Source organism: Flavobacterium psychraerolatum (assembly GCF_025960985.1).
In the GTDB taxonomy this organism is placed as follows: domain Bacteria; phylum Bacteroidota; class Bacteroidia; order Flavobacteriales; family Flavobacteriaceae; genus Flavobacterium.
Genome location: NZ_JAOQMX010000010.1, coordinates 19576 through 42110, shown reverse-complemented (window position 1 = coordinate 42110; position 22535 = coordinate 19576). Strand labels below are relative to the sequence as shown.

25 protein-coding genes are annotated in these 22535 nt (G+C 33.3%); 15 read left to right on the top strand and 10 right to left on the bottom strand.

Annotated elements, in window-relative coordinates:
• Positions 1–78 precede the first annotated feature (78 nt).
• Positions 79–774, top strand: coding sequence for a LytR/AlgR family response regulator transcription factor (locus M2326_RS05730; protein ID WP_264618595.1), 696 nt, complete (start codon positions 79–81; stop codon positions 772–774).
• On the opposite strand, the gene priA is transcribed toward M2326_RS05730, so the two are convergent.
• The 5 genes from priA to M2326_RS05705 form a co-directional block, all read right to left on the bottom strand.
• Positions 771–3224: a replication restart helicase PriA gene (gene priA, locus M2326_RS05725; RefSeq protein ID WP_264618594.1), complete on the bottom strand. Its 2454-nt coding sequence runs from the start codon at positions 3222–3224 to the stop codon at positions 771–773. The genes M2326_RS05730 and priA overlap by 4 nt on opposite strands.
• A gap of 54 nt (positions 3225–3278) precedes the next feature.
• A complete protein-coding gene (locus M2326_RS05720; protein WP_264618593.1) occupies positions 3279–3704 on the bottom strand; it encodes a DUF2147 domain-containing protein in 426 nt (141 codons plus the stop codon).
• A 60-nt stretch (positions 3705–3764) separates the two neighbouring features.
• Positions 3765–4703, bottom strand: coding sequence for a YihY/virulence factor BrkB family protein (locus M2326_RS05715; RefSeq protein WP_264618592.1), 939 nt, complete (start codon positions 4701–4703; stop codon positions 3765–3767).
• Between the two features lie 30 nt (positions 4704–4733).
• On the bottom strand, positions 4734–5591 hold the full coding sequence (gene nadC, locus M2326_RS05710; RefSeq protein WP_264618591.1) for a carboxylating nicotinate-nucleotide diphosphorylase: 858 nt from the start codon (positions 5589–5591) through the stop codon (positions 4734–4736).
• 293 nt (positions 5592–5884) lie between these two features.
• Positions 5885–6667 (bottom strand): AraC family transcriptional regulator, encoded by a 783-nt coding sequence (locus M2326_RS05705; protein ID WP_264618590.1) that lies wholly within the window; start codon positions 6665–6667, stop codon positions 5885–5887.
• A gap of 68 nt (positions 6668–6735) precedes the next feature.
• On the opposite strand from M2326_RS05705, the gene M2326_RS05700 reads away from it, so the two are divergent.
• The 4 genes from M2326_RS05700 to rlmH are packed head-to-tail and all read left to right on the top strand — an operon-like array spanning position 6736 to position 10078.
• Positions 6736–7965 (top strand): MFS transporter, encoded by a 1230-nt coding sequence (locus M2326_RS05700; RefSeq protein ID WP_264618589.1) that lies wholly within the window; start codon positions 6736–6738, stop codon positions 7963–7965.
• 19 nt (positions 7966–7984) lie between these two features.
• Positions 7985–9223: an ATP-binding cassette domain-containing protein gene (locus M2326_RS05695; protein ID WP_264618588.1), complete on the top strand. Its 1239-nt coding sequence runs from the start codon at positions 7985–7987 to the stop codon at positions 9221–9223.
• Positions 9224–9227: 4 nt separating this feature from the next.
• Entirely contained in the window at positions 9228–9608 is a 381-nt protein-coding gene (locus tag M2326_RS05690; protein ID WP_264618587.1) for an iron chaperone, read from the top strand.
• Complete coding sequence (rlmH, locus tag M2326_RS05685) at positions 9605–10078, top strand: 23S rRNA (pseudouridine(1915)-N(3))-methyltransferase RlmH (RefSeq protein ID WP_264618586.1); 474 nt, start codon at positions 9605–9607, stop codon at positions 10076–10078. The genes M2326_RS05690 and rlmH overlap by 4 nt, the downstream gene beginning before the upstream one ends.
• Before the next feature lie 257 nt (positions 10079–10335).
• Here the strand turns inward: rlmH and M2326_RS05680 are convergent, their stop codons facing one another.
• Positions 10336–10956: a hypothetical protein gene (locus M2326_RS05680; RefSeq protein WP_264618585.1), complete on the bottom strand. Its 621-nt coding sequence runs from the start codon at positions 10954–10956 to the stop codon at positions 10336–10338.
• A complete protein-coding gene (gene folP, locus M2326_RS05675) occupies positions 10957–11781 on the bottom strand; it encodes a dihydropteroate synthase (RefSeq protein ID WP_264618584.1) in 825 nt (274 codons plus the stop codon). It abuts the gene before it with no gap.
• A 158-nt stretch (positions 11782–11939) separates the two neighbouring features.
• Here folP and M2326_RS05670 point away from each other — a divergent pair, with 158 nt between their 5' ends.
• The 4 genes from M2326_RS05670 (at position 11940) to tpiA (ending at position 15070) form a co-directional block, all read left to right on the top strand.
• Positions 11940–12482 carry a DUF1599 domain-containing protein gene (locus M2326_RS05670; protein WP_264618583.1) on the top strand — a complete coding sequence of 181 codons (543 nt, stop codon included), beginning with the start codon at positions 11940–11942 and terminating at the stop codon, positions 12480–12482.
• 12 nt (positions 12483–12494) lie between these two features.
• Positions 12495–13595: a BT_3928 family protein gene (locus tag M2326_RS05665; protein WP_264618582.1), complete on the top strand. Its 1101-nt coding sequence runs from the start codon at positions 12495–12497 to the stop codon at positions 13593–13595.
• Positions 13596–13781: 186 nt separating this feature from the next.
• Complete coding sequence (locus tag M2326_RS05660; RefSeq protein ID WP_264618581.1) at positions 13782–14285, top strand: TlpA family protein disulfide reductase; 504 nt, start codon at positions 13782–13784, stop codon at positions 14283–14285.
• A 29-nt stretch (positions 14286–14314) separates the two neighbouring features.
• Entirely contained in the window at positions 14315–15070 is a 756-nt protein-coding gene (gene tpiA, locus M2326_RS05655; protein ID WP_264618580.1) for a triose-phosphate isomerase, read from the top strand.
• Positions 15071–15419: 349 nt separating this feature from the next.
• Here tpiA and M2326_RS05650 read toward each other — a convergent pair whose 3' ends face one another.
• The gene (locus M2326_RS05650) at positions 15420–15719 is read right to left on the bottom strand and encodes a hypothetical protein (RefSeq protein ID WP_264618579.1); all 300 of its coding nucleotides are present in this window, start codon (positions 15717–15719) and stop codon (positions 15420–15422) included.
• A 300-nt stretch (positions 15720–16019) separates the two neighbouring features.
• Between M2326_RS05650 and prmA the strand changes: the two genes are divergently transcribed.
• Both prmA and M2326_RS05640 read left to right on the top strand, forming a co-directional pair.
• Entirely contained in the window at positions 16020–16853 is an 834-nt protein-coding gene (gene prmA, locus M2326_RS05645) for a 50S ribosomal protein L11 methyltransferase (RefSeq protein WP_264618578.1), read from the top strand.
• Positions 16854–16895: 42 nt separating this feature from the next.
• Positions 16896–17171 (top strand): ATP-dependent Clp protease adaptor ClpS, encoded by a 276-nt coding sequence (locus tag M2326_RS05640; protein WP_264618577.1) that lies wholly within the window; start codon positions 16896–16898, stop codon positions 17169–17171.
• A 322-nt stretch (positions 17172–17493) separates the two neighbouring features.
• Here M2326_RS05640 and M2326_RS05635 read toward each other — a convergent pair whose 3' ends face one another.
• Positions 17494–17907: a DUF6691 family protein gene (locus M2326_RS05635; RefSeq protein ID WP_264618576.1), complete on the bottom strand. Its 414-nt coding sequence runs from the start codon at positions 17905–17907 to the stop codon at positions 17494–17496.
• A 3-nt stretch (positions 17908–17910) separates the two neighbouring features.
• Entirely contained in the window at positions 17911–18468 is a 558-nt protein-coding gene (locus M2326_RS05630) for a YeeE/YedE family protein (protein WP_264618575.1), read from the bottom strand.
• 192 nt (positions 18469–18660) lie between these two features.
• On the opposite strand from M2326_RS05630, the gene M2326_RS05625 reads away from it, so the two are divergent.
• From M2326_RS05625 to M2326_RS05610, 4 genes are all read left to right on the top strand, one after another.
• Positions 18661–19107 carry a 2-dehydro-3-deoxyphosphooctonate aldolase gene (locus tag M2326_RS05625; RefSeq protein WP_264618574.1) on the top strand — a complete coding sequence of 149 codons (447 nt, stop codon included), beginning with the start codon at positions 18661–18663 and terminating at the stop codon, positions 19105–19107.
• A gap of 199 nt (positions 19108–19306) precedes the next feature.
• Positions 19307–20125 (top strand): 3-deoxy-8-phosphooctulonate synthase, encoded by an 819-nt coding sequence (gene kdsA / locus M2326_RS05620; RefSeq protein WP_264618573.1) that lies wholly within the window; start codon positions 19307–19309, stop codon positions 20123–20125.
• Positions 20126–20135: 10 nt separating this feature from the next.
• Positions 20136–20984 (top strand): hypothetical protein, encoded by an 849-nt coding sequence (locus M2326_RS05615; protein ID WP_413603259.1) that lies wholly within the window; start codon positions 20136–20138, stop codon positions 20982–20984.
• A gap of 311 nt (positions 20985–21295) precedes the next feature.
• On the top strand, positions 21296–22414 hold the full coding sequence (locus M2326_RS05610; protein ID WP_264618572.1) for a sensor histidine kinase: 1119 nt from the start codon (positions 21296–21298) through the stop codon (positions 22412–22414).
• Positions 22415–22535 lie beyond the last annotated feature (121 nt).

The following is a 22535-nucleotide window of genomic DNA, read 5'->3' as shown; positions in this document are numbered from 1 at the left end:
AAATTTAATCCGTAGAAATTTATTTTATCCAAAAAAACATTCTATTTTTACAAAACCAAATCCTAAACTTATAATAACATGAAATTAAATTGTGTAGTTGTTGACGATAGCTCTATACAGCGAATGATAATTGCTAAATTAGTGAATAATCACCCAAATTTACACTTGGTTGGTGATTTTTCGAATGCAATTGAAGCTAAAAGCTGTATGTCTATATATAATGTAGATTTGATATTCTTGGATATTGAAATGCCCGTTATTAGTGGTTTTGACTTTTTGGATGGATTAAAAACCAAACCACAAATCATTTTTGTGACCTCAAAAGCTGAATACGCAATGAAAGCTTTCGATTATGATGCTACCGATTATTTACAAAAACCCATTGCGATTGAACGTTTTAATGCTTCTGTCAAAAGAGCAATAGATCAATATCTTTATAAAAATGACTCTAAAGATGACGAAGGGGAACATATTTTTATAAAAAGTAATTTAAAAAAATTAAAAATCTTCACTTCAAAGATCAAATGGATTGAAGCTTTTGGAGATTACGTACGTGTAGTTACCGAAGAAGATAGCCATTTAGTACTTTCAACAATGAAATCATTCGAGGCTGACCTACCTGGAAATCGTTTTGTAAGAGTCCATAAATCCTATATTATTAACATAGACAAAGTAGAACGCTTCAATAGTAAATTTGCTGAAATTGGACCAACAAAAATACCTTTAAGTAGAAACAAAAAAGATGATCTTATAAAAGCACTAAATGTTGATTAATAAAAATCAACATTTATAGTCACTCGTATTGCTTTGTATTGAGGAACAGCATCAAAACTATTCAATATTTTTTGAATAGTTTTTTTTGTACCATTAATAGAGGTGTCTTGAGGAATTTTTATCAAAATGGTTCTGATATACTCATTTCTGATTCGGTTAATAGCAGGCTCTTCTGGTCCTAGAATAGAAATATTTAGATTCTGAGTCAACACTTTGTACAACCACATAGCTCCTTCATTCAATTTATTATACTCTCTTTGTTTTAAAGTCAATTTTATGATCCTATAATAAGGAGGATAATAATATATTTTTCGATCATAGAGTTGCTCCTTATACATGCCCATATAATCGTTTCGAGTCACTTGTTGAATGGTATTGTGATTTGGATTATAGGTTTGAATAATCACTTTTCCTTGCTTAGCAGAACGTCCTGCACGCCCAGCCACCTGGGTCATCATTTGGAAACTTCTTTCAAAAGCTCTGAAATCGGGATGAAACAACATATTATCAGCATTCATGATCCCTACTAAGCTCACATTATCAAAATCCAACCCTTTGGCCAACATTTGAGTTCCCACCAAAATATCTATTTCCTGATTTTTAAAACTATCAATTATTTTTTCGAAGCCAAATTTACCGCGTGTCGTATCTTGATCCATACGGCCTATCTTTGCATTTGGAAAAAGTTGTACCAACTCTTGCTGAATTTGTTCAGTTCCAAATCCTTTAGTCGTCAAATCAATACTAGAACAGTTGTGACAATTTGTAGGTTTTGCAATTGAATATCCACAGTAATGACAACGCAACTGGTTTTTATGCTTATGATAGGTTAAGCTCACCGCACACTGCTCGCACTGTGGTACGTGACCACACGTCATGCATTCAAGCAAAGGTGAATACCCTCTCCTATTTTGAAACAAAATAACTTGCTCTCCTAGCGAAATGGCATTTGTTATCTTTTCGACCAAAACATGGCTAAAATGTCCCGTCATTTGTTTTCGAAAATACTTATCCTTAATATCTACCAATTCTATTTCTGGCATCATGACTTTCCCAAAACGCTCTGTAATGGTTGCCAAGCCATATTTATTAGTTTGAGTATTAAAATAAGTTTCCAAACTTGGTGTTGCAGATCCCAATAATACTTTAGCCTTATATAGATGTGCTAACACGATCGCAGCATCACGCGCATGATATCGTGGTGCAGGATCCATTTGTTTGAACGTTTGTTCGTGCTCCTCATCAATTACTACCAATCCCAAATCTTGAAATGGCAAAAATAACGAGGAACGGGAACCTATCACAATTTGTGCCTTTTCTGCACGTTGCAGTACTTGTTTCCATACTTCTACGCGTTCATTATTGTTGTATTTTGAATTAAAAACGGCTACTTTATTCCCAAAATAGGTACGCAAACGACCCACCAATTGTGTTGTCAAGGCAATTTCTGGCAATAAATATAATACTTGTTTACCCGTTGCTAGATATTCTTCGATAAGTCTAATGTAAATTTCTGTTTTTCCGCTTGAAGTTACGCCGTGTAAAAGACAAACTTCTTTTGTTTCAAAATTAGTTCGAATAGTTTCAAATGCATTTTGCTGTGCCTCGCTCAATACAATAGCATCTTCAGAGGATTTTCCTTTAAACTGTACCCTGTCTTCTTGAATAAAATATTCTTCAAAAACTTCTTTTTCGAGCAAAGCTTTAATAATAGTTGTACTTATGTTGGCTTTTTCCGTTAAGTGTTTTACTGCTATTGGTTTCTTCTCAATGGCACTTAACTGAAAATAAGCGAGTACAATTTCCTTTTGTTTGGCAGCATTTTTCAACATCTCCAACAACATACTCAGTCCTTCATTGGAATCGTATTTGGAATGCAAACGAATGTAACGCACCAATTTTGGCTTATAACTCTCTTGAATTTCCTCTTCAATAATCAATATGTTTTTGTCAATCATTTTTTGAATGACTGGAAAAACAGTTTTTTTATTCAAAATAGCACTGATCTCCTGAATTTTCAAGGACGACTGTAATTGCAATGCTTGGTAAATTAAATACTCTTCGTCTGTAAGTTCCGCTTCATCTACAAATACATCTGGTTTTTGGAGAATTAAAGTTTCACTCTCTAGTAAAAAAGCAGAAGGCATTGCTGCGCGATATACATCGCCAATGGCGCACATATAATAGGTCGCAATCCATTGCCAGTGGGCAATTTGTTTTTCGGTAACGATAGGTTTTTCATCCAGAATTTGATGAATCTCTTTGGCATCGTATAAACTAGGTTTATTTTGATGTGTATCAATTACCAAAGCGGTATATATTTTATTTTTTCCAAACGGAACTGCCAATCTCATTCCTTTTTTGATATAATGATACTCAGCTTCCGAAATACGATATGTAAAAGTTTTGGCTAAGGAAAGTGGCATTATAACTTCAACAAAAAACAGCATTTATTTTATTTATTAGGTTCTTGAAAATCTATTCTATAGCAATGAACAAAACCTTTATTTAACTCTGTACCAATATTGGGTTCTTCCAAATAATGAAATACCAATATAACCACGTACTTTTAATTTATCTTTTTCTTTCAATTCAATCAAGCATCGGTATAATTTACCATTTGTAGGATCTAATATTTCACCAGAATTATATTCTTTGCCGTCTTTTTTAAGTCCTTTAATAATTGTTAAACCCAAGATCGGTTTGTTAGCGTCATCACCGCTACAATCTTGACATATTGATTTTGCTCGTTTTGCATCTAGAATTTCAGTTACTTTCCCGTAAATTTTTCCTGAGCGCTCATAGATTTCTACAATTGATTTTGCTTCGCCCGTTTCATCGTCAATTGTTTTCCACTTCCCAATAATACTTTGCGAATAGAAAATAGAGGTTACAAATAATAAAACTAGGGTTAATACAGACTTTTTCATGGTTGATTGTTTTTTAAAATTAGTTTAAAATAATGGTATTTTCGCCTCCCATCAATGCGTTTATTTTGTGAGTTCTTCACTTTCGTTTTGTTCTCTCTTTTTATAAATAGTCGCATTCAACTCAAATCCTAAAAGTAAAATCATACAGTTGATCCAAATATAAAACATCACAATCAACAAGGTTCCAATTGAACCGTATAGTTCATTATATTTCGAAAAATGAATTACCCAAATTCCAAAAAAATAGGAAGTCAAAATAGTCAACATAGTACTAAAAATGGATGCTTTAGATATAAATGCTCCTTTGTATTTATCCTTAGTTCCAAACTTAAAAAGAATTGATGTAGTAATCAATATCATCAAGACCAAGAATACATAACGTCCTAAAATAATCAGTGGAATACTATCACTCAATATATCCTGAATGGCTTGTAACTGAATCACAACTTCAAAAACTACAATTACAGCGACCGTCAATATCAATAAAAATGATAAAAAAAGAGACATTCCTACAGCTACTAAATACTGTTGTAAAAAACTCCTTTTCAACAACACATGTTCCGATTTTTGAAATCCTCCCAAAATTGCATTCAAACCATTTGCCATTAAGAATATAGACAGTAAAAAACCTGTAGAAATTAAGCCCGTATGACTATTATTCAAAATATCATCAATAATACTCGAAATTGCTTGATAGGTATTTGGAGGTACACCATCAGCCACAAAATCCAAAAAATCTTGCTGAAACCCCTCGATAGGAATATACGGAATCAAGTTCAAAATAAATAGTGCAAAAGGAAACAATGCCATAAAAAAACTAAAAGCTATAGAACCTGCTCTATTAGAAAAAGCCCCTTCAGTGATCCCTAATCCATACAATTCTAATAGATCGTATAGACTAAGACCATCCATCCAAGGAAGTGGAATTTTTTTCAACCCTTCAACCACCTTTTTAATTATCGGAAAACGATTGGTAATTGCTTCTATTTCTGCAGACATTTATAGTGTTTTTTAGTGCTAGAATAAATTCTAAATCGCTTTTAAACTCAAATCCATATTGTAAATCGAATGCGTCAAAGCTCCCGAAGAAATGTAATTTACGCCACATTCTGCATATTGCCTAATAGTTTCCTCATTAATATTCCCTGATGATTCAGTCAAACATTCGTTTCCAATTAAAGCAACAGCTTCTCGAGTCATTTTGTAATCAAAATTATCTAGTAAAATCCTAAAAACTCCTTTGGCAGCCAAAATCTCTTTCACTTCTTGAATATTTCTAGCTTCCACAATAATTTTCAAATTTCGATTTTCAGCTTTCAAATAGTCTTTTGTTTTAGCTATTGCCAATCCAATTCCACCTGCAAAATCAATGTGATTGTCTTTCAACATCACCATGTCATAGAGTGCAAAACGATGATTCTCACCACCACCAATTTTCACAGCCCATTTCTCAGCCACTCGAAAGCTTGGTGTAGTTTTTCTAGTATCGAGTATTTTAGTATTCGTTCCTGCCAACAATCGGACATAACTATTGGTTTTGGTCGCAATAGCCGACATTCTTTGCATAGAATTCAATACTAATCGTTCTGCCTTCAAAATCGATTGTGAGCTTCCTGCAACATGAAAAACGATGTCGCCATATTTCACTGCAGCTCCATCTTCAATAAAAGTTTCTACTTGTAAATTTGGATCTACATACTCAAAAATCATTTTTGCAAAAGAAACGCCAGCAATAATACCGTCATCTTTCACCAAAAGTTTTGCTTTTCCCTGCGCTGACTCTGGAATACAAGCCAAGGAACTATGATCGCCATCGCCAACATCTTCGCGAATAGCATTTGCAATTAATATTTGTAATTCATCCTGGAATTGAGCTTCAGTAATCATTTGATATCGTTATTTATTTAGGCTAAAATAAGACATTTTTGGCGAAATGAAAATTAGTTCCATAGTCTTTATCATTTTTTATCAACTACAAACATTAAGTAAATTAGCCTGAAAATTATCTGGGCGTGCCAGTAGCAAGCAAAGGGGCTTCTTTCACTTTTTTATTAGTAAGCCCCTTTACTCGCTACTGTCGGGCTATCCGCACCGCTTCGGCGGATTGCTCCTATCCCTCACGCAAAAAAAAACAGTCCGATAAGCACTTTTTATTCAAAATAATGTTTGATTTCCTTTTTTTACGTTATAAATGTAGCAGGAGTTTTCCCTGTATTTTTCTTAAACATATGTATAAAAGCACTCGTGTTTTCATATCCTAAGTCCAAAGCTATTTCCTTCACAGATTGCTTTTCTCCCAACATTTTTATAGCCTCCAATACTTTTAATCGAATACACCAATCACTAAAATTCATTCCCAACTCCTTAATAAAAATTCGAGATAGCGTTCTACTACTCACGCAAGCTAGTGCTGCATAATATTCAATACCCTGTTTACTAGCCATATTTTGTATCAATAAATTCAAAATTTTATTCAGGATGACATGATTACTCATTGGTAAAAAAGTTTCACTCGGTACAATCAATGATAATTCATCTAAAAAAACAGCTACTACCTTTTCTTGATTGAGTGCAAAAATATTTTCTCTTTCGAATAAAATAATTTTAAACAGCAATTCCTTTAATAATATAGAAATATCAAAAGCACAACTTTTTTTTGGCAATCTGCTTGCGCACGATGGATCAATAAAAGCACTATACAAACCCACATTCATTTGAAAATAAACTTGATGCTCTGCTCCTCCTGGAATCCAGATTGCTTGCAACGGATTTACAAACCAAATTTGATTATTGACAATTACCTTCATTACACCTGTTGTTGCATATAATAATTGCCCTCGAGGATGAGAGTGAGTTAAGCAAACAGCTTCCGAAATATCTTCACTATACCCAATTACAGGCAACAACGGATTTATTTGAAATCCATAATCCAAAACTGTATATGTCTGATAATCGTTATTCATTGTTCAAATATAGTAATTTGGACAATTCTTTTTAGCCGAACTTTGCAAAATAAAAAATTAAAATAGTAATGCAAACTGTAACTCCACATAATAAGAATACTAATGAGTCACCCGAACTCGTTCAAAAAACCCTTTACTCTATTCTATTCACCATTAGTTTTGCCCATTTTATTAATGATTTACTGCAAGCCATTATTCCTTCAGTATATCCTTTATTCAAAGAAAAATTTCAACTTAGTTTTGCTCAAATTGGTATGATTACCTTTACCTATCAATTGACAGCTTCGATTTTACAACCCTTTGTAGGTATGTATACCGATAAAAAATCAAAACCTTTTTCCTTAATAATCGGAATGACATTTACTTTGGTAGGTCTGTTTTTTGTTTCGGTAGCAAATAGTTTCACATATTTATTAATTTCCGTAAGCTTAATTGGCATTGGATCCTCCATTTTTCATCCAGAATCTTCGAGAGTAGCCCATTTAGCCTCTGGTGGAAAAAAAGGATTGGCTCAATCTATTTTTCAATTGGGTGGTAATGCTGGTAGTGCCATCGGACCGCTTTTGGCCGCTTTAATTATTATGCCAAACGGACAATACTACATAATATATTTTTGCTTAATTGCCTTAATTGGGATTTTTGTTTTGTACAAAATTGGGATTTGGTATCGACAACATCTGGAGTCAAAACGCGTTAATAAAACAGTTGAAACAATTATCAATCATCATTTATCTCGTAAAAAAGTAGTTTCATCACTGATTGTATTGCTAATTTTAATATTTTCAAAATATTTTTACTTAACGAGCATTACCAGTTATTATACTTTTTTCCTAATTGAAAAATTTCATGTCTCCATTCAAGAATCCCAACTGTATTTATTTGCCTTTTTAGGGGCTGTAGCAATAGGAACTGTAATTGGAGGTCCGTTGGGTGATACATTTGGACGTAAATACGTAATTTGGGTATCAATTCTTGGAGTTGCCCCTTTTACCTTACTTCTACCTTATGTACCTTTGTTTTGGGTAGGAATACTGTCAGTGATTATAGGATTAATTCTTTCTTCAGCTTTTTCTGCAATCTTGGTTTATGCAACCGAATTATTACCCGGAAAAGTAGGATTAGTGGCGGGGCTTTTCTTTGGATTCGCTTTTGGAATGGCTGGAGTTGGATCTGCAATTTTAGGAAAGCTTGCCGACATAACGTCTATTGAATATGTTTTTCAAGTCTGTGCGTTTTTACCTTTAATCGGAATCATAACAGGTTTCTTACCCAACATCGAAAACAGAAAAAAAAATTAAACTTCAAAAAAAATATAGAATGCAAAAGTTAACACATTTGGATATCCTTTTACGCAATCAAGTTGCCAAAAAAGATTTTATTGACACCATTCTCAAAAGCAAAGCAGAGGGGGAATTACTGTTCTTTAATTCCAAAAAAGGGATTCTTTTCTCCGATTTAGCCATCGAAAAATTTATCGAAAAAGAATACCAATACGATTCAGTTGAAGCGGCACCTGATACACACCGCCAACTGCGCACCTTCTCCTCTGGTGAACGCAAAAAAGCGTTTTTAAAATACTGTATTAGCCAAAATCCTGATTTTATAATTCTTGATAATCCAATGGACCACTTGGATCATAATTCTAGAAAAGAGCTAGTACTCCAATTAGAACAACTGGCACAAGAGATTGTTTTAATCCAAATTGTGAATCGTACCGAAGACCAACTTGCTTTTATACCAACCAAACGCCAAATTATAGACAATTCATTTGCGTTACAAGCTTTAGAAACTATATCGACAGCACCACTTGTACCGCTAAATAAAGTACCAAATCCTATTGAAATTGTAGATTGCCCCGACCCTATTTTGATCCAAATGAACAATTTGAAGGTTAGTTATAATGAAAAACCCATTCTTAACGGTATAAATTGGACCATCAAAAAAGGAGAATTTTGGCAATTAATAGGTCCTAATGGATCCGGAAAAAGCACTATTTTATCTTTGATAACCGGTGATAACCCAAAAGGCTATGGCCAAGATTTGTATCTTTTTGGTAAAAAGAAAGGCAGCGGCGAAAGCATTTGGGATATTAAGAAAAATATCGGGCAATTTTCATCAGCCATGATGGATTTATATCAAAAGAAACATACTACTGAACAAATGATTCTCTCTGGATTTTTTGATTCTATTGGTCTGTACATTCAACCAAGTAACTTACAAGTTAAAATTGCATTGGAATGGCTATCATTCCTAAATATGGAAGCATTACGCAAAACTCCCTTCATCAACTTATCTGTTGGGCAACAACGGGTGATTATGATTATCCGAGCAGTAGTAAAACATCCTCCTTTATTAATTCTAGATGAACCCACAGAGGGATTGGACGATGAAAACGTGGCATTGGTAACGCAACTCATATCACATTTAGCGCGTGAAACCAATATTGCTATTATATTTGTATCACATCGAATAGAAAAATTATTGGCACCGAATTCTATTTTGGAATTGACACCAAAACCAACAGGATCTGAAGGAAAAATCAAAATTCAAAAGTAGAAATATGAGCGAAAAAGATAATTTGAAAACAGTTGCAGAATATTTTAATGCACAACCTGAAAGAACAAAAAAAATGCTACTTGAATTAAAAAAACGTATTTTACAAGGAGCTCCAAATGCAATAGAATTATTCAATTACAATATACCTTCTTATTCACTAATAGAAGGAGGAAAAAGAGAGCATCAAATTATGATTGCTGGATATAAAAATCATGTTGGATTTTATCCACATCCTACAACTATAGAAAAATTTGAGACCGATTTAACTGAATTCAAGAAAGGAAAAGGCTCTGTACAGTTCCCATTAGACAAACCGCTACCAACAGAATTAATCATTAAAATGGTAGTATATCGAAAAGAACAAATAAATCAGCAAAATACATGAATATCAAACTACTTGCAATAGGCAAAACTGACAATAAAGCACTTCAAACCCTGATTGATGATTACACCAAGCGTTTGTCTTTTTATATCAAATTTGATTTGGAAGTGATTCCAGATATAAAAAATGTAAAAAACTTGTCTGAAAGTCAACAAAAAGAAAAAGAAGGCGAATTGATTTTATCGAAAATCACACCCACTGACCAATTAATTTTGTTGGACGAAAACGGAAAAACATTCTCAAGTGTCGCTTTTTCGGAAGATTTGCAGAAAAAAATGAACTCGGGTGTCAAAACGCTTGTGTTTGTGATTGGTGGTCCTTATGGTTTCTCAGATACGGTTTATGCTAAAGCAAAAGGTAAAATTTCACTTTCGCTAATGACGTTTTCCCATCAAATGGTACGCTTGTTTTTTATCGAACAATTATATCGCGGTTTTACTATTTTGAAGAACGAACCTTATCATCATCAATAAAAAAAAGTTTAAAGTTTTTTTTGTTTAAGATTTCAAGTTTAAAAACCGAAACTCTCAAGCGACCCTTTTTCAGTTTTAGTGATCATTGTTTTCTGGAAATATAATTTCTTTAAAATCAATAGAATCGGTCTTTAGACCGATTGAACTGTTGCAAAAAATAAAGGCTTTAGCCGAAAACATGATCGTTTTCGGATAAAGCCTTCTTAATAATCATTTATTATCATCCAGCTAAAACTTGACGCAATTAAAAATTCAGCTTAAAAAATATATTCTTCATTTGTACCTTTAAAGTCCTCTATTAGAATTTTATTTTGAAGATATTCAGCATAGGACATATTCTTGTCGAACTGCAAAACAACATCAGGCATAACTTCAAATTTAATTTTACCAAATTCTGTTATCAAATCTGTTTTCTTAACTTCAACACCATTTAAAATAATAAAATCGTTTCCTTTTCGAAAATGAAAAACTAATTTGTTTTTATCCGGTTTCCCAATTTTATAAAAAACCTTCGTAAACGGAATGAAAGCCATATTTTTTCCGATGGTATCAGCGTAGGCATAAAAATTCTCTGCTTTCTCATTTTTATGGGCTTTCTCTTGTCGCTTCTTTTCCTGCAATTTCATCACTTCCGGAATAACCAATTTCAATGGTAAGCGTGCATCGATATTCAAAATCCAATTGGTAGTTATAATGCTATTTTTTCGATTTACTTCTGCCAACGTATCTTTTTCTTTCGATCTAAAAAAAATATAAATTGGCGAGTGATCTTGCACATCGCTTACAATAGTTTTAGCCGCTTTGGGCAATTGTATATTTTCCTCTTTTCCGCATGAAAAAAGCAGTACTACTAGTGCTGTAGATAGGTATTTCATCATTTATTTCTTTAACTTATTCCATAATTTTACTGTTTCAGCGGCTTCTTTCACATCATGCACCCGCAAGATATTGGCTCCTTTTGATAACGAAATCGTATTCAAAACGGTCGTACCATTTAATGCTTCTTCGGGGCTGGTTTCGAGTGTTTTGTACACCATTGATTTTCTAGAAATACCCGCCAACAATGGTAAATCAAGCATTTGAAAGTCTTCTAATTTTCGAATCACTTCAAAATTTTGATCTAATGTCTTTGCAAAGCCAAATCCAGGGTCGATTATTATATCTGATATTCCGTGACGACGTGCTTCAAAAACTCTTTCTGAAAAGTACAAAATCATTTCTTTTACAATATTATCGTAATCTGTCAATGTTTGCATCGTCTGCGGATTCCCCTTCATGTGCATCATGATGTAAGGTACTCGTGCTTTTGCGACGGTTTCCATCATTTTTTCGTCTAATTTTCCTGCGGAAATATCATTGATTATGGCAGCACCACTTTCGATACAAATCCTAGCTACTTCACTCCTAAACGTATCTATAGAAAGAATAACTTCTGGTAATTGCTTCATTAGTAGTGCTACAACCGGCAGGATTCGATTTATTTCTTCTTGAACTGAAACAAATTCGGCGTTTGGTTTGCTTGAATAGGCACCGATATCAATGAAGGTTGCACCATCAACAAGCATTTTATTTACTTTAGAAAGAATGTCAGCTTCATTTTTATACGTTCCACCGTCAAAAAAAGAATTGGGTGTTATGTTCAAAATTCCCATTACTTTGGGTGCATTCAAATCTATTAATTGTCCGTTACAGTTTATGGTCATTTTGATTTATTGATTAAAAGTTTAAAGATTTTAAAATGTTTAAAATTGTCTCAATCGGAAACGACCTCAAACTTTAAACATTTTAAACTTTAAACGACCTTTGACTTTTAAATTTAATCCTTATTTTTGAGAAAATTTTAGACAAATATACATCAATAATGAACAATACTTCTCAGGAATACGATCAAGTTATGGCAATTTGCCGTGAGTTATTCACCAAAAAAATGAAAGATTATGGGAGTGCATGGCGCATCTTGAGGCTACCCTCGCTTACAGATCAAATCTACATCAAGGCACAGCGCATCCGTAGCTTACAAGAAAATGAGGTTCGAAAAGTGGACGAAGATGAAACTGGAGAATTCATCGGAATCATTAATTATTCGATCATGGCCTTGATTCAATTGGAGCTGGGTGTTGTTGATCAACCTGATTTGGCATTAGAAAAAGCTACCGAATTATACGATACTAAAGCGCTGCTAACCAAACAATTGATGGAAGCCAAAAATCATGATTACGGTGAAGCATGGCGCGAAATGCGTGTGAGTTCATTGACCGATTTGATCTTGCAAAAACTCTTGCGTGTGAAACAAATTGAAGACAATAAGGGGAAGACATTGGTTTCTGAAGGGATCGATGCCAACTACCAAGACATGCTTAACTATTCCGTTTTTGCGTTAATATTAATGGGATTCAAAAAATAATACCTCTTTAGAATGAAAAATATACTTACCCAATTTTCGAGAATTTTTGTCGGCGTTCTTTTTATCATCTCGGGATTAATTAAACTGAATGACCCACTGGGTTTTTCTTATAAACTTGGCGAATATTTTGGTGAACACGTGTTCAATATGCCTTTTTTGATTCCGTATACCCTTGCTTTAGCACTATTTATTGTTATCCTTGAAGTGGTTTTAGGTGTTTTTTTATTGATTGGTTACCAAGCAAAATGGACCATTTGGATTTTGCTGATTATGATCATTAAATTTTCGTTCTTAACGTTCTATTCTGCCTATTTTGATGTAGTCAAAGATTGCGGTTGCTTTGGTGATGCGCTTCATTTAACGCCATGGGAATCGTTTACAAAGGATATTGTTTTGTTGTTTTTTATCTTGATTTTGACTTTTAATCGAAAGTTAATTAAGCCATTATTTGGTAATAAAATACAAACTGTTTTGGCGTTTGCTAGTTTTGCTCTTGCGGCGATGTTTGGTTATCATGTCTTGAATCACTTACCTCTGATTGACTTTAGACCCTATCAAGTAGGTACCAACATTCAAAAAGGAATGGAAGTTCCAACAGACGCGCCTAAATCGGTTGTAGAAATGGTTTTTATTTATAAAGTAAATGGTGTCCTTACCGAATTTACAGAGAAAGACCTAATGAATATTCCCGAAGGAGCTACGTTTGTAGATCGTAAGGATAAAGTTATTACAGAAGGCTACGTACCTCCTATTCATGATTTCACAATGGTAAAAGAAGGTTCTGATTATAAAGAGGAGTTCTTGTACGTACCCAAGGTGATGATATTTGTGGCATATGATTTGCCTAATGCATCTCCAGAAGGAATGACGGCACTAAAATCATTAACGACAGAGGCTAAGGCTAAGGGCTACACTGTAATTGCTATGACTGCTTCTACCCCAGAACAAATTGCTGCGACTCAAAAAAAATATAAATTTGATTTTGAATTTTATTTCTGTGATGGAACTACTTTGAAAACAATCGAAAGAGCCAATCCAAGCATAGTGATCCTTAATCAAGGAACAATTACTCAAAAAGTACATTACAATGACATTTCGACTTTAAAATTATAGATTTCAAATGAAAAATCATTTTCTTATGATAAATGTTTAATAGAAAAACAAACTATTACGTTTTCACAATCATATCGACAGAATTTTATTGATTTTACGATAAAAAAATATGAAAATAAAGAATTTAGACCACATTTAATAGTGCACTCTTTATACTTTAATTAACTTAGCAAAAATTAAATTATTTTGAAAAAAATAACCTCCATTTTCATCATACTCTTCTCTTTTTTGGCGTGTTCAGGAAGTCATACCGAAAAAACAAGTTTTTCGCCCGAAGCATTAAAGGAAACTTTATTGACTCGCGAAGGCAATCAAGTCACGTTCGAATCCATATTAAAAGCGAACGAAGGTAAAACTACAGTGATCGAAATTTGGGCTTCTTGGTGCGGTGATTGTATTGGAGCAATGCCGAAGTTAAAAGAATTACAAGCAAAACACCCAGATGTAAATTACGTTTTTATCTCTATGGACAAATCAGATGGAGCTTGGCAAAACGGAATAAAAACACACAAAATAAAAGGAGCGCACTATATGGCAAACGATCAAATGAAAGGGAAGTTTGCAAAAGCAGTAGATGTAGATTGGATTCCGAGATATATTATTATTGATAAAACGGGTAAGATAGTACTTTACCGCGCCATTGAAACGGACTTTGACCTTATAGACAAAACAATAACTGAACTAAAATAAAAATTAAAATTTAACAAAACAGAATTAAGATGAGAAAGAAAATTGTAGCTGGAAACTGGAAAATGCATAAAAATGCCACTCAAACTGCTGAATTATTGAATGAATTGGTTGCTAAATTACCTGCTGATACTACTGCTCAAGTAATTGTAGCACCAACGTTTGTAAACTTGGCAGCAGCTGTAACGCAATTGGAAGGAAAAGCGATTACTGTAGCGGCACAAAATGTACACCAAGCTGAAGGTGGAGCATTCACAGGAGAAATTACTGCAGACATGTTGACTAACATTGGCGTAAACACGGTAATTTTAGGTCACTCTGAGCGTAGAGCAATTTTTAATGAAACAGATGCTATCATTGCTGAGAAAGTAAATTCAGCTTTGAAACATGACATGACCGTTATTTTCTGTTTTGGTGAAGAGTTGAAAGACCGTCAAGACAAACAACACTTCAACATTGTTGAGAACCAATTGCGTGATGGATTATTCCAAATCGAAAAAGCATCTTGGTCGAAAATTGTCTTGGCTTATGAACCAGTCTGGGCTATCGGTACAGGTGAAACAGCTTCTCCAGAACAAGCGCAAGAAATGCACGAATTCATTAGAGAAACTGTTCTTAAATCTTTTGGAGCAGATGTTGCAGAAGAAGTTTCTATCCTTTACGGTGGAAGTGTAAAACCAGAAAATGCAGTTGAAATTTTCTCTAAACCAGATGTAGACGGTGGTCTAATTGGTGGAGCAGCCTTGAAAGCAGATGATTTCTTAGCGATCGTAAAAGCAGCAGTATAATCTATTTGATTATAAAATACTTGAAAGCGGTAAACTTTGTTTTACCGCTTTTTTTTATACATGAAAATTATTCAATCTAAGAACTTATCTACCCTCTTGTTTAAATTATTAAAATTGAAGTAGTAAAGAGAATAATAATAAATATGACTAAGCATCTATCAGTCTTAAAACTACTAATGAATTAGGAAAAACTGGTCACTTTAAGATTTTATTTGAGTTGTAATATAATTGAGTTGTACTTGTGGGATATTTCATTGCTTTTTGGTTAGTGTATACTTCTTAAAATTATAACTCATAAAAAAGGCTAATCTACATGATTAGCCTTTTTTATATTATTTATATATTAAAATTATTTTCTCCAATAAGCAGACCATTCTTTTGTTTTCGCTTTTCCTAGTATTCCACTAATTTTAGGATAAGTTGCTTTTGCTAATTCTCTCATTTTAGTCTTTTGGTCTTCTTTATTTAGCTTCATTGCTACGATTTCCTTTGCCTTAACATTTCTTTCTGTGTTAACTTCTTGAAGTTTACTTACCGTTTCTTTTGGAAGATTTAGTGTTTTTACTGCGTCATCAAAACTTTTTTTCTGTTGTGCATTGACGCTTAAAGATAAAAATAGGACAAATAAAAGGGTTACAATTTTTTTCATTTAACTTTTTTTTGGGTTACTAACATTTCAAATTTAACAAAAAACAACATTAAATCCAACCAAAAACGATATTTAATCTCCTTTTAGTTCCTAAAAAAGAAAAAAAATCAATATTTTAAGAAAAAAACATATTTATGGAATCATTCTTTCTTATTGTAATTAAGTGATATAATAATGGCAAAATAAATTAATAATTCTATGGTTATCAATCATAAAGTAGTATCAAAAATTAAATACTTTTTTATGCTTTATACAAAAACCGTAATACAGAAATGCTACCTTTGCAAAAAAAATTAAGAAATGTCAAATATTTATATTGGATACCATTTTACTGTTGAACCTAAGGAATTAGGATCTGAAATTCTAATTGCAGAACTAGGAGAAGCTGCTTTTGAAAGTTTTACAGAAACAGAAACTGGAATATCTGCCTTTGTACAAAAAGATTTGTGGGACGAAGCTATATTGGAAAACATCCAAATTCTAAATTCGGAAGAGTTCAAAATAGAATATACTTTTGAAGAAATCGATCAAGTAAACTGGAATGAAGAATGGGAAAAAAACTTTGAGCCTATTGATGTAGATGGAAACTGCCATGTACGCGCTCCCTTTCACCCAAAAACAGATGCTGAGTTTGATATTCTAATTGAGCCAAAAATGAGTTTTGGTACGGGTCACCATGAAACTACGCACATGATGATTCAACATTTACTAGAAACTGATGTTACAGGATTAAAAACCTTAGACATGGGTTGTGGAACAGCAATTTTGGCAATTTTGGCCGAAATGAAAGGTGCTCAACCTATTGACGCTATTGATATTGACAATTGGTGCTACTTAAATTCGATCGAAAATGCAGAACGTAACAATTGCAAGCACATTACTGTTTATGAAGGAGAGGCTTCTTTATTGAAAGGTAAAAAGTATGACTTCATTATTGCGAACATTAACCGTAATATCTTGTTGAATGATATGCAAGCTTATATAGATTGCTTAAACCCTAAAGGAACGTTGTTATTAAGTGGTTTTTATACAGAAGACATTCCGTTTATTGATGCTTCTTGTACAGAGAAAGGATTAACGTATGTTAAAAAATTCGAAAGAAACAACTGGGTATCATTAAAATACGTAAATTAGAGTTCGCTATTTATTCATCACCAGTACAAAAAAAAAATCAAAATGAGTACTAAAGAAAAAATAAGAGAAAAAGTAAGTCTGAAAGAAGTACCTACTTTAAACAACGAGATTGTTGTCTACAATGACGACGTAAATACATTTGACCACGTTATTGATACCTTGATTAGAGTTTGTGAACATACTCCCGAACAAGCCGAGCAATGTTCTCTTATTGTACACTACAATGGAAAGTGTACTGTAAAAACGGGTCCTTTGAAGAAATTGAAACCACAATGCTTACAATTATTGGAAGCTGGAATTAGTGCTGAAATAGTATAATACTAATACTTATATAAAATAATTCGAATAACGGCGAGAAGTACACATTAATGTTCGACAACGCTCGATTTGACAGATTTTTTTGGTCTATATTATAAAGGTTATTTAGAATCCTATTTTGAACTAAAGTAAAAAAAAGCATTCTCGTTCGAGAATGCTTTTTTTTTGGCTATTGGGTTTTGCGTGAGAGATAGAAGTGTAAAGCCCGCAAACAAGTGCAGCGATAGCGGAACTGGTTGAGAACTTGCAACGTATAGCTCGACCCGCAGTTTTTACGGAGGGGCACGCCCAAGCTCTACCAATTTTACTTATTTTATTTGCATTAATGGGGTAACTTATTTTTGATTAGTCCGTATAGAAAAGTACCTATCATGGCGCCAATTAATACGATTGCAATCGTATAAAACCCTGCTCCTAGTAGAATAAAAATTGGCCCTGGACAAGAACCAACCAATCCCCAACCCATTCCAAAAATTATTCCTCCAATCCAGTAACGGTAGTTTCCAGCTTCTTTATTTGGGATTTCGATGTGTAATCCATCAATGTCTTTGATGTCTTTGCGTTTGATTATTTGGAGGCCGATGCTACCTGTAAGTATAGCTACAGATATGATACCATACATATGAAAGGACTGAAATTGAAACATTTCGTAAATTCGGTACCAAGAAACAGCTTCAGATTTTGTTAAAACGATTCCGAATATAAAACCAACAATTATATATTTGACTACTTTCATAATTTAAAAAATTAAGGGAAATAAAAGGTGTACCATAATAAGGCCACCGATAAAGAAACCGATTACGGCTTTTAGAGAGGGTAGTTGTAAATTACTCAAACCAGAGATAGCATGACCCGAGGTACAACCACCAGCATAACGAGCACCAAAACCAACTAGAATGCCACCAATAAGCAAAATTGCGCTATTTTTTGGGTCTTGAAAAGTTTGGTTACCAAAGAGTACTGTTGGGACTAGCTGTCCGTTTGGAGCATCAATTCCTAATTGTGCTAAGGTATCGATTGTTTTGGTATTTATACTTACATTGGTGGGGTCACTCATAAAGTGGACTCCGACGAAACCCCCAAGCATGGCTCCTAGGACAACCAATAAATTCCAACGTTGGGATTTCCAGTCGAAGTCAAAAAACGGAACTCTATTTCCAGCTCCAACCATAGCACACATTGAGCGTAGGTTGGATGACATACCAAAGGATTTACCAAAATACACTAAACTTAGCATTATCATTCCGATGATGAAACCCGAAATATACCAAGGCCAAGTTTGAAAAAAAATATTCATAGTTACTTATTTTAGATTGCAAAGATAGTTTGCTTTTACAAACCATAATGTGAGATATGTCACAATTGGACAATTTTAATAAATCCTCTAATTTTATAATCAGTAGTACTTCTACAAATAAAGTTCTCATTATCTTTGTATTCAAAATAGACTACACCTTAATATGGGTTGCTCTACCTTACGCTATCAAATATGAAAAAATGTCTCTTTTCGCTATTAAGTTTAACCATTATCTCTTGTGTTAGTACTAAATCTACCTTAAAAAACGTAGATGACAATGCTCCTTCACCTAGATTAAGTACCTATAATAGATTTGTTCTCGAGAACTATAGCCATGACAAAAGATATGGGTATGACAATGACTTTCCTGTAAATGTTTTTTATATCAATACCAACAATGATACTATCAATGCGGTGCGATACCTTAATGCATTGGCGGGACCAAAAGGAGAAAAAATAAGCTATTCAAAAGTTGAAAGCTGCTGCCCCTTCCCTACTAAAAGGAGTGGAATGGGAGCTGGTTTTTTGGATGTATATGAATTGAAATGGGAAGGACTGAAAAAACCAATTCAGTTGTATTTGAATATTTATGAAAAAGGGTATTTGATGGTTCCTGTGGGACTTTCAATAAAAAAGTAGTAACCCAATGTACTTTGTACAAGTTTCTACCTTATATTTTAAAATTACAAAACCTGTCGATTCGATACTGAAAATAGATTCTGACAAAGTACATGATTCTGTAAAAATAACTAGCCAATCACGCATTAAATAAACGTTAATTCCTAAAGAGTAAAACGGAAATCCAATTACCTTTGCACTTTATAATAAATCATACCTTATGAACATCAAACAAATCGCTCAAATCAAACATACTGAAAGTGGAAACTTCTTTTTATTGGCTGGTCCTTGTGCCATCGAAGGAGAAGAAATGGCATTGAGAATTGCAGAAAAACTAATTGGTATTACCGATAAATTAGAAATTCCTTTTGTTTTTAAAGGATCTTTTAAAAAGGCAAACCGTTCTAGAATTGATAGCTTCTCTGGTATTGGAGATGAAAAAGCATTGAAAATTCTAAGAAAAATATCAGAGACTTTTCATGTCCCTACAGTGACAGATATCCACACTAATGAAGATGCAGATTTGGCTGCGCAATATGTTGACATTTTGCAAATTCCAGCTTTCTTGGTTCGTCAAACTGACTTGGTCGTTGCGGCTGCCAATACAGGAAGAACAGTAAACCTGAAGAAAGGACAATTTATGAGTCCGGAGAGCATGAAACATGCAGTGCAAAAAGTACTAGATTGTAATAACCAAAATGTTATGGTTACCGATAGAGGAACGATGTTTGGGTATCAAGACATGATTGTAGATTATAGAGGGATTCCAACCATGCAACAATACGCTACGACAGTTCTAGACGTTACACACTCCTTGCAACAACCCAACCAAACAGCTGGTGTAACAGGAGGAAGACCCGATATGATCGAAACAGTAGCCAAAGCAGGTATAGCAGTTGGTGTTGACGGAATTTTTATTGAAACTCATTTTGACCCTGCGAATGCAAAAAGTGATGGTGCTAATATGTTGCACCTTGATTATTTTGAAGCTTTGATGACAAAGCTTGTTGCTATTAGAAAAACCATAAATTCATTTTAATTACATTACATTGAAAAAAATTACCGCTTATCTTGGCTTAGTCGGCCTTATGTTTGTGAACACATTAAGTGCTCAAGAAATTAAATTACAAGAAAAATATACGGCACACAATAAAGGAAAATTCTTTGTGTCATGGGGAGGAAATAGAGAAAGTTATACCAAGTCGGATATAACTTTTAAAGGAGCTGATTATAATTTTACCTTATATGATGTGCAAGCAAACGACAAACCAAAAGGGTGGCATGTGGATTACATCAACCCAGGAAGAATGACGATTCCGCAAACCAATTTCAGGATGGGTTACTTTATTAGTGATCATTACAGTATTGCACTAGGACTTGACCACATGAAATATGTAATGGCTCAAGATCGTGTTGCTGATATTAATGGATATTATCCTAACAAAGGAACCTATGGTGAAACAGTAATTGGAAATCCAAATCAAGTATTGCTAACAGAAAAATTCTTGAAATACGAGCATACCGATGGCTTAAACTATATAAACACAGAGTTTTCACGTCACGATGATATTTCAAAATTATTTAGAATAGGAAATACAGATAAAATTCAAATTAACCTTACCGAAGGAGTTGGCGTTGGTGTTCTGTACCCAAAAACAAATACAACTTTATTAGGTAAAGACCGTCATGATGATTTTCATGTTTCTGGTTACGGAACCTCGCTTAAGGCAGGACTAAATGTTACTTTTTTCAAACATTTTTACATCCAAGGTGAGCTCAAAGGAGGTTATATCAACATGCAAGACATACGCACAACTGTAAGTGCAGCCGATAGAGCTTCACAAGATTTTTTCTTTTTTCAAAGAATCATTGCTATTGGTGGAATTTTTAAAGTTTAACGACTTAAATTTTCATTATACTCAGAAGATTTTGTGAATTTTACATTATTTGTAAAAACTTTAATACCTTATAAAAAAAACAGTACTCCTGCTATTTTATAAGGTATTTTGGTATAATTTAGCAGTATCATATTACTATGCAATAAGTTGACTCGCTAGAAAATTATATCCGTAATAGTACCTACCTGCTTAAGGATACTTTTCTATTACTCAATTTATCCGTGTCGTTATATTGTGATGAATACATTACAGTTCATTTTTTTTTATCAGATTAAGTTAAACATTTGTTACTTAAAAAAATTTCATAGCGGATGAGAGTGAGAAAAATGATGACTAGTGTTTCTACTAAAACATCAAAAACAAATTTTGAGACCAAAGCTACCTTTGAGGATTTTTTCAATCTGTCTCCAGATTTACTATGTATTTCTGGTTTTGATGGCTACTTTAAAAAAATAAATCCCGCAGTTTGTAACTTATTAGAATATACCGAAGAAGAATTGAAGGCCAAGCCCATTAATCATTTTGTTTACCAAGATGATCTCAATACAACTTTAATGGTGCGAAAATCTATTAAAGATCAAAATCATTTAATCAACTATGAAAATAGATACGTAACCAAAAGTGGACGAATTGTATGGTTACTATGGACCTCTATTCCTGTTCAAAATCAAGAACATATTTTTGCCATTGCCAAAAATATTACCTATAAAAAACAACTCGAAGAAGAGCGTGATATTCATTTGATCAAATTAAATCAAATAGTTAACGACTATAAACAATTAACTTACGCTGCCGCACATGATTTAAGATCTCCAGTGAACAATATGATTAGCATTTTTGAATTGTTAGATATTAAAAAGATAAATGATCCAGAATCAATAAAATATTTAAAAATAACTAAGGAAACAGTAACAGGGTTAAAAGAGACTTTGAATGATTACATAACTGTCCTTAATAACAAAATAAAAGATAGTTCTCTTGTAGAAAATATCTCTTTCCAGGATAGCTTGAATGAAGTAACTTTTTCTATCAGCTCATTTATTTATAATTCAAAAACAACACTTAATGTAGATTTTTCAACACTCCATGAAATCACATTCAGTAAAACACACCTCAAAAGTATCTTTTTGAATCTTATAACCAATTCCATTAAATACTCAAAACCTGATGTATTTCCGGTAATTTCTATTTATACTCAAATAAATGATGGTAGAAAACAACTTATAATTTCTGATAACGGAATTGGCTTTGATATGGAAAAAGTTGGAGAGAAGATTTTTGGTTTACACCAAAAATTCAACAATAATTCTGATAGTAATGGTATAGGATTATATTTAGTATACAATCATATAACCGACTTAGGAGGTAAAATTAAATTAGAGAGTACTATTAACGGAGGAGCAAAATTTACAATTACGTTTAGGGATTAGAAGCTTACTTTTTACTCATTTGTATTTTCAACTAAGTATTTCATCATGAACTGAGAGTTCAAAAAATATAATCTTCAAAAACAAAACAACCTTAATTTTGTTAAAACATTTGCATAAATGC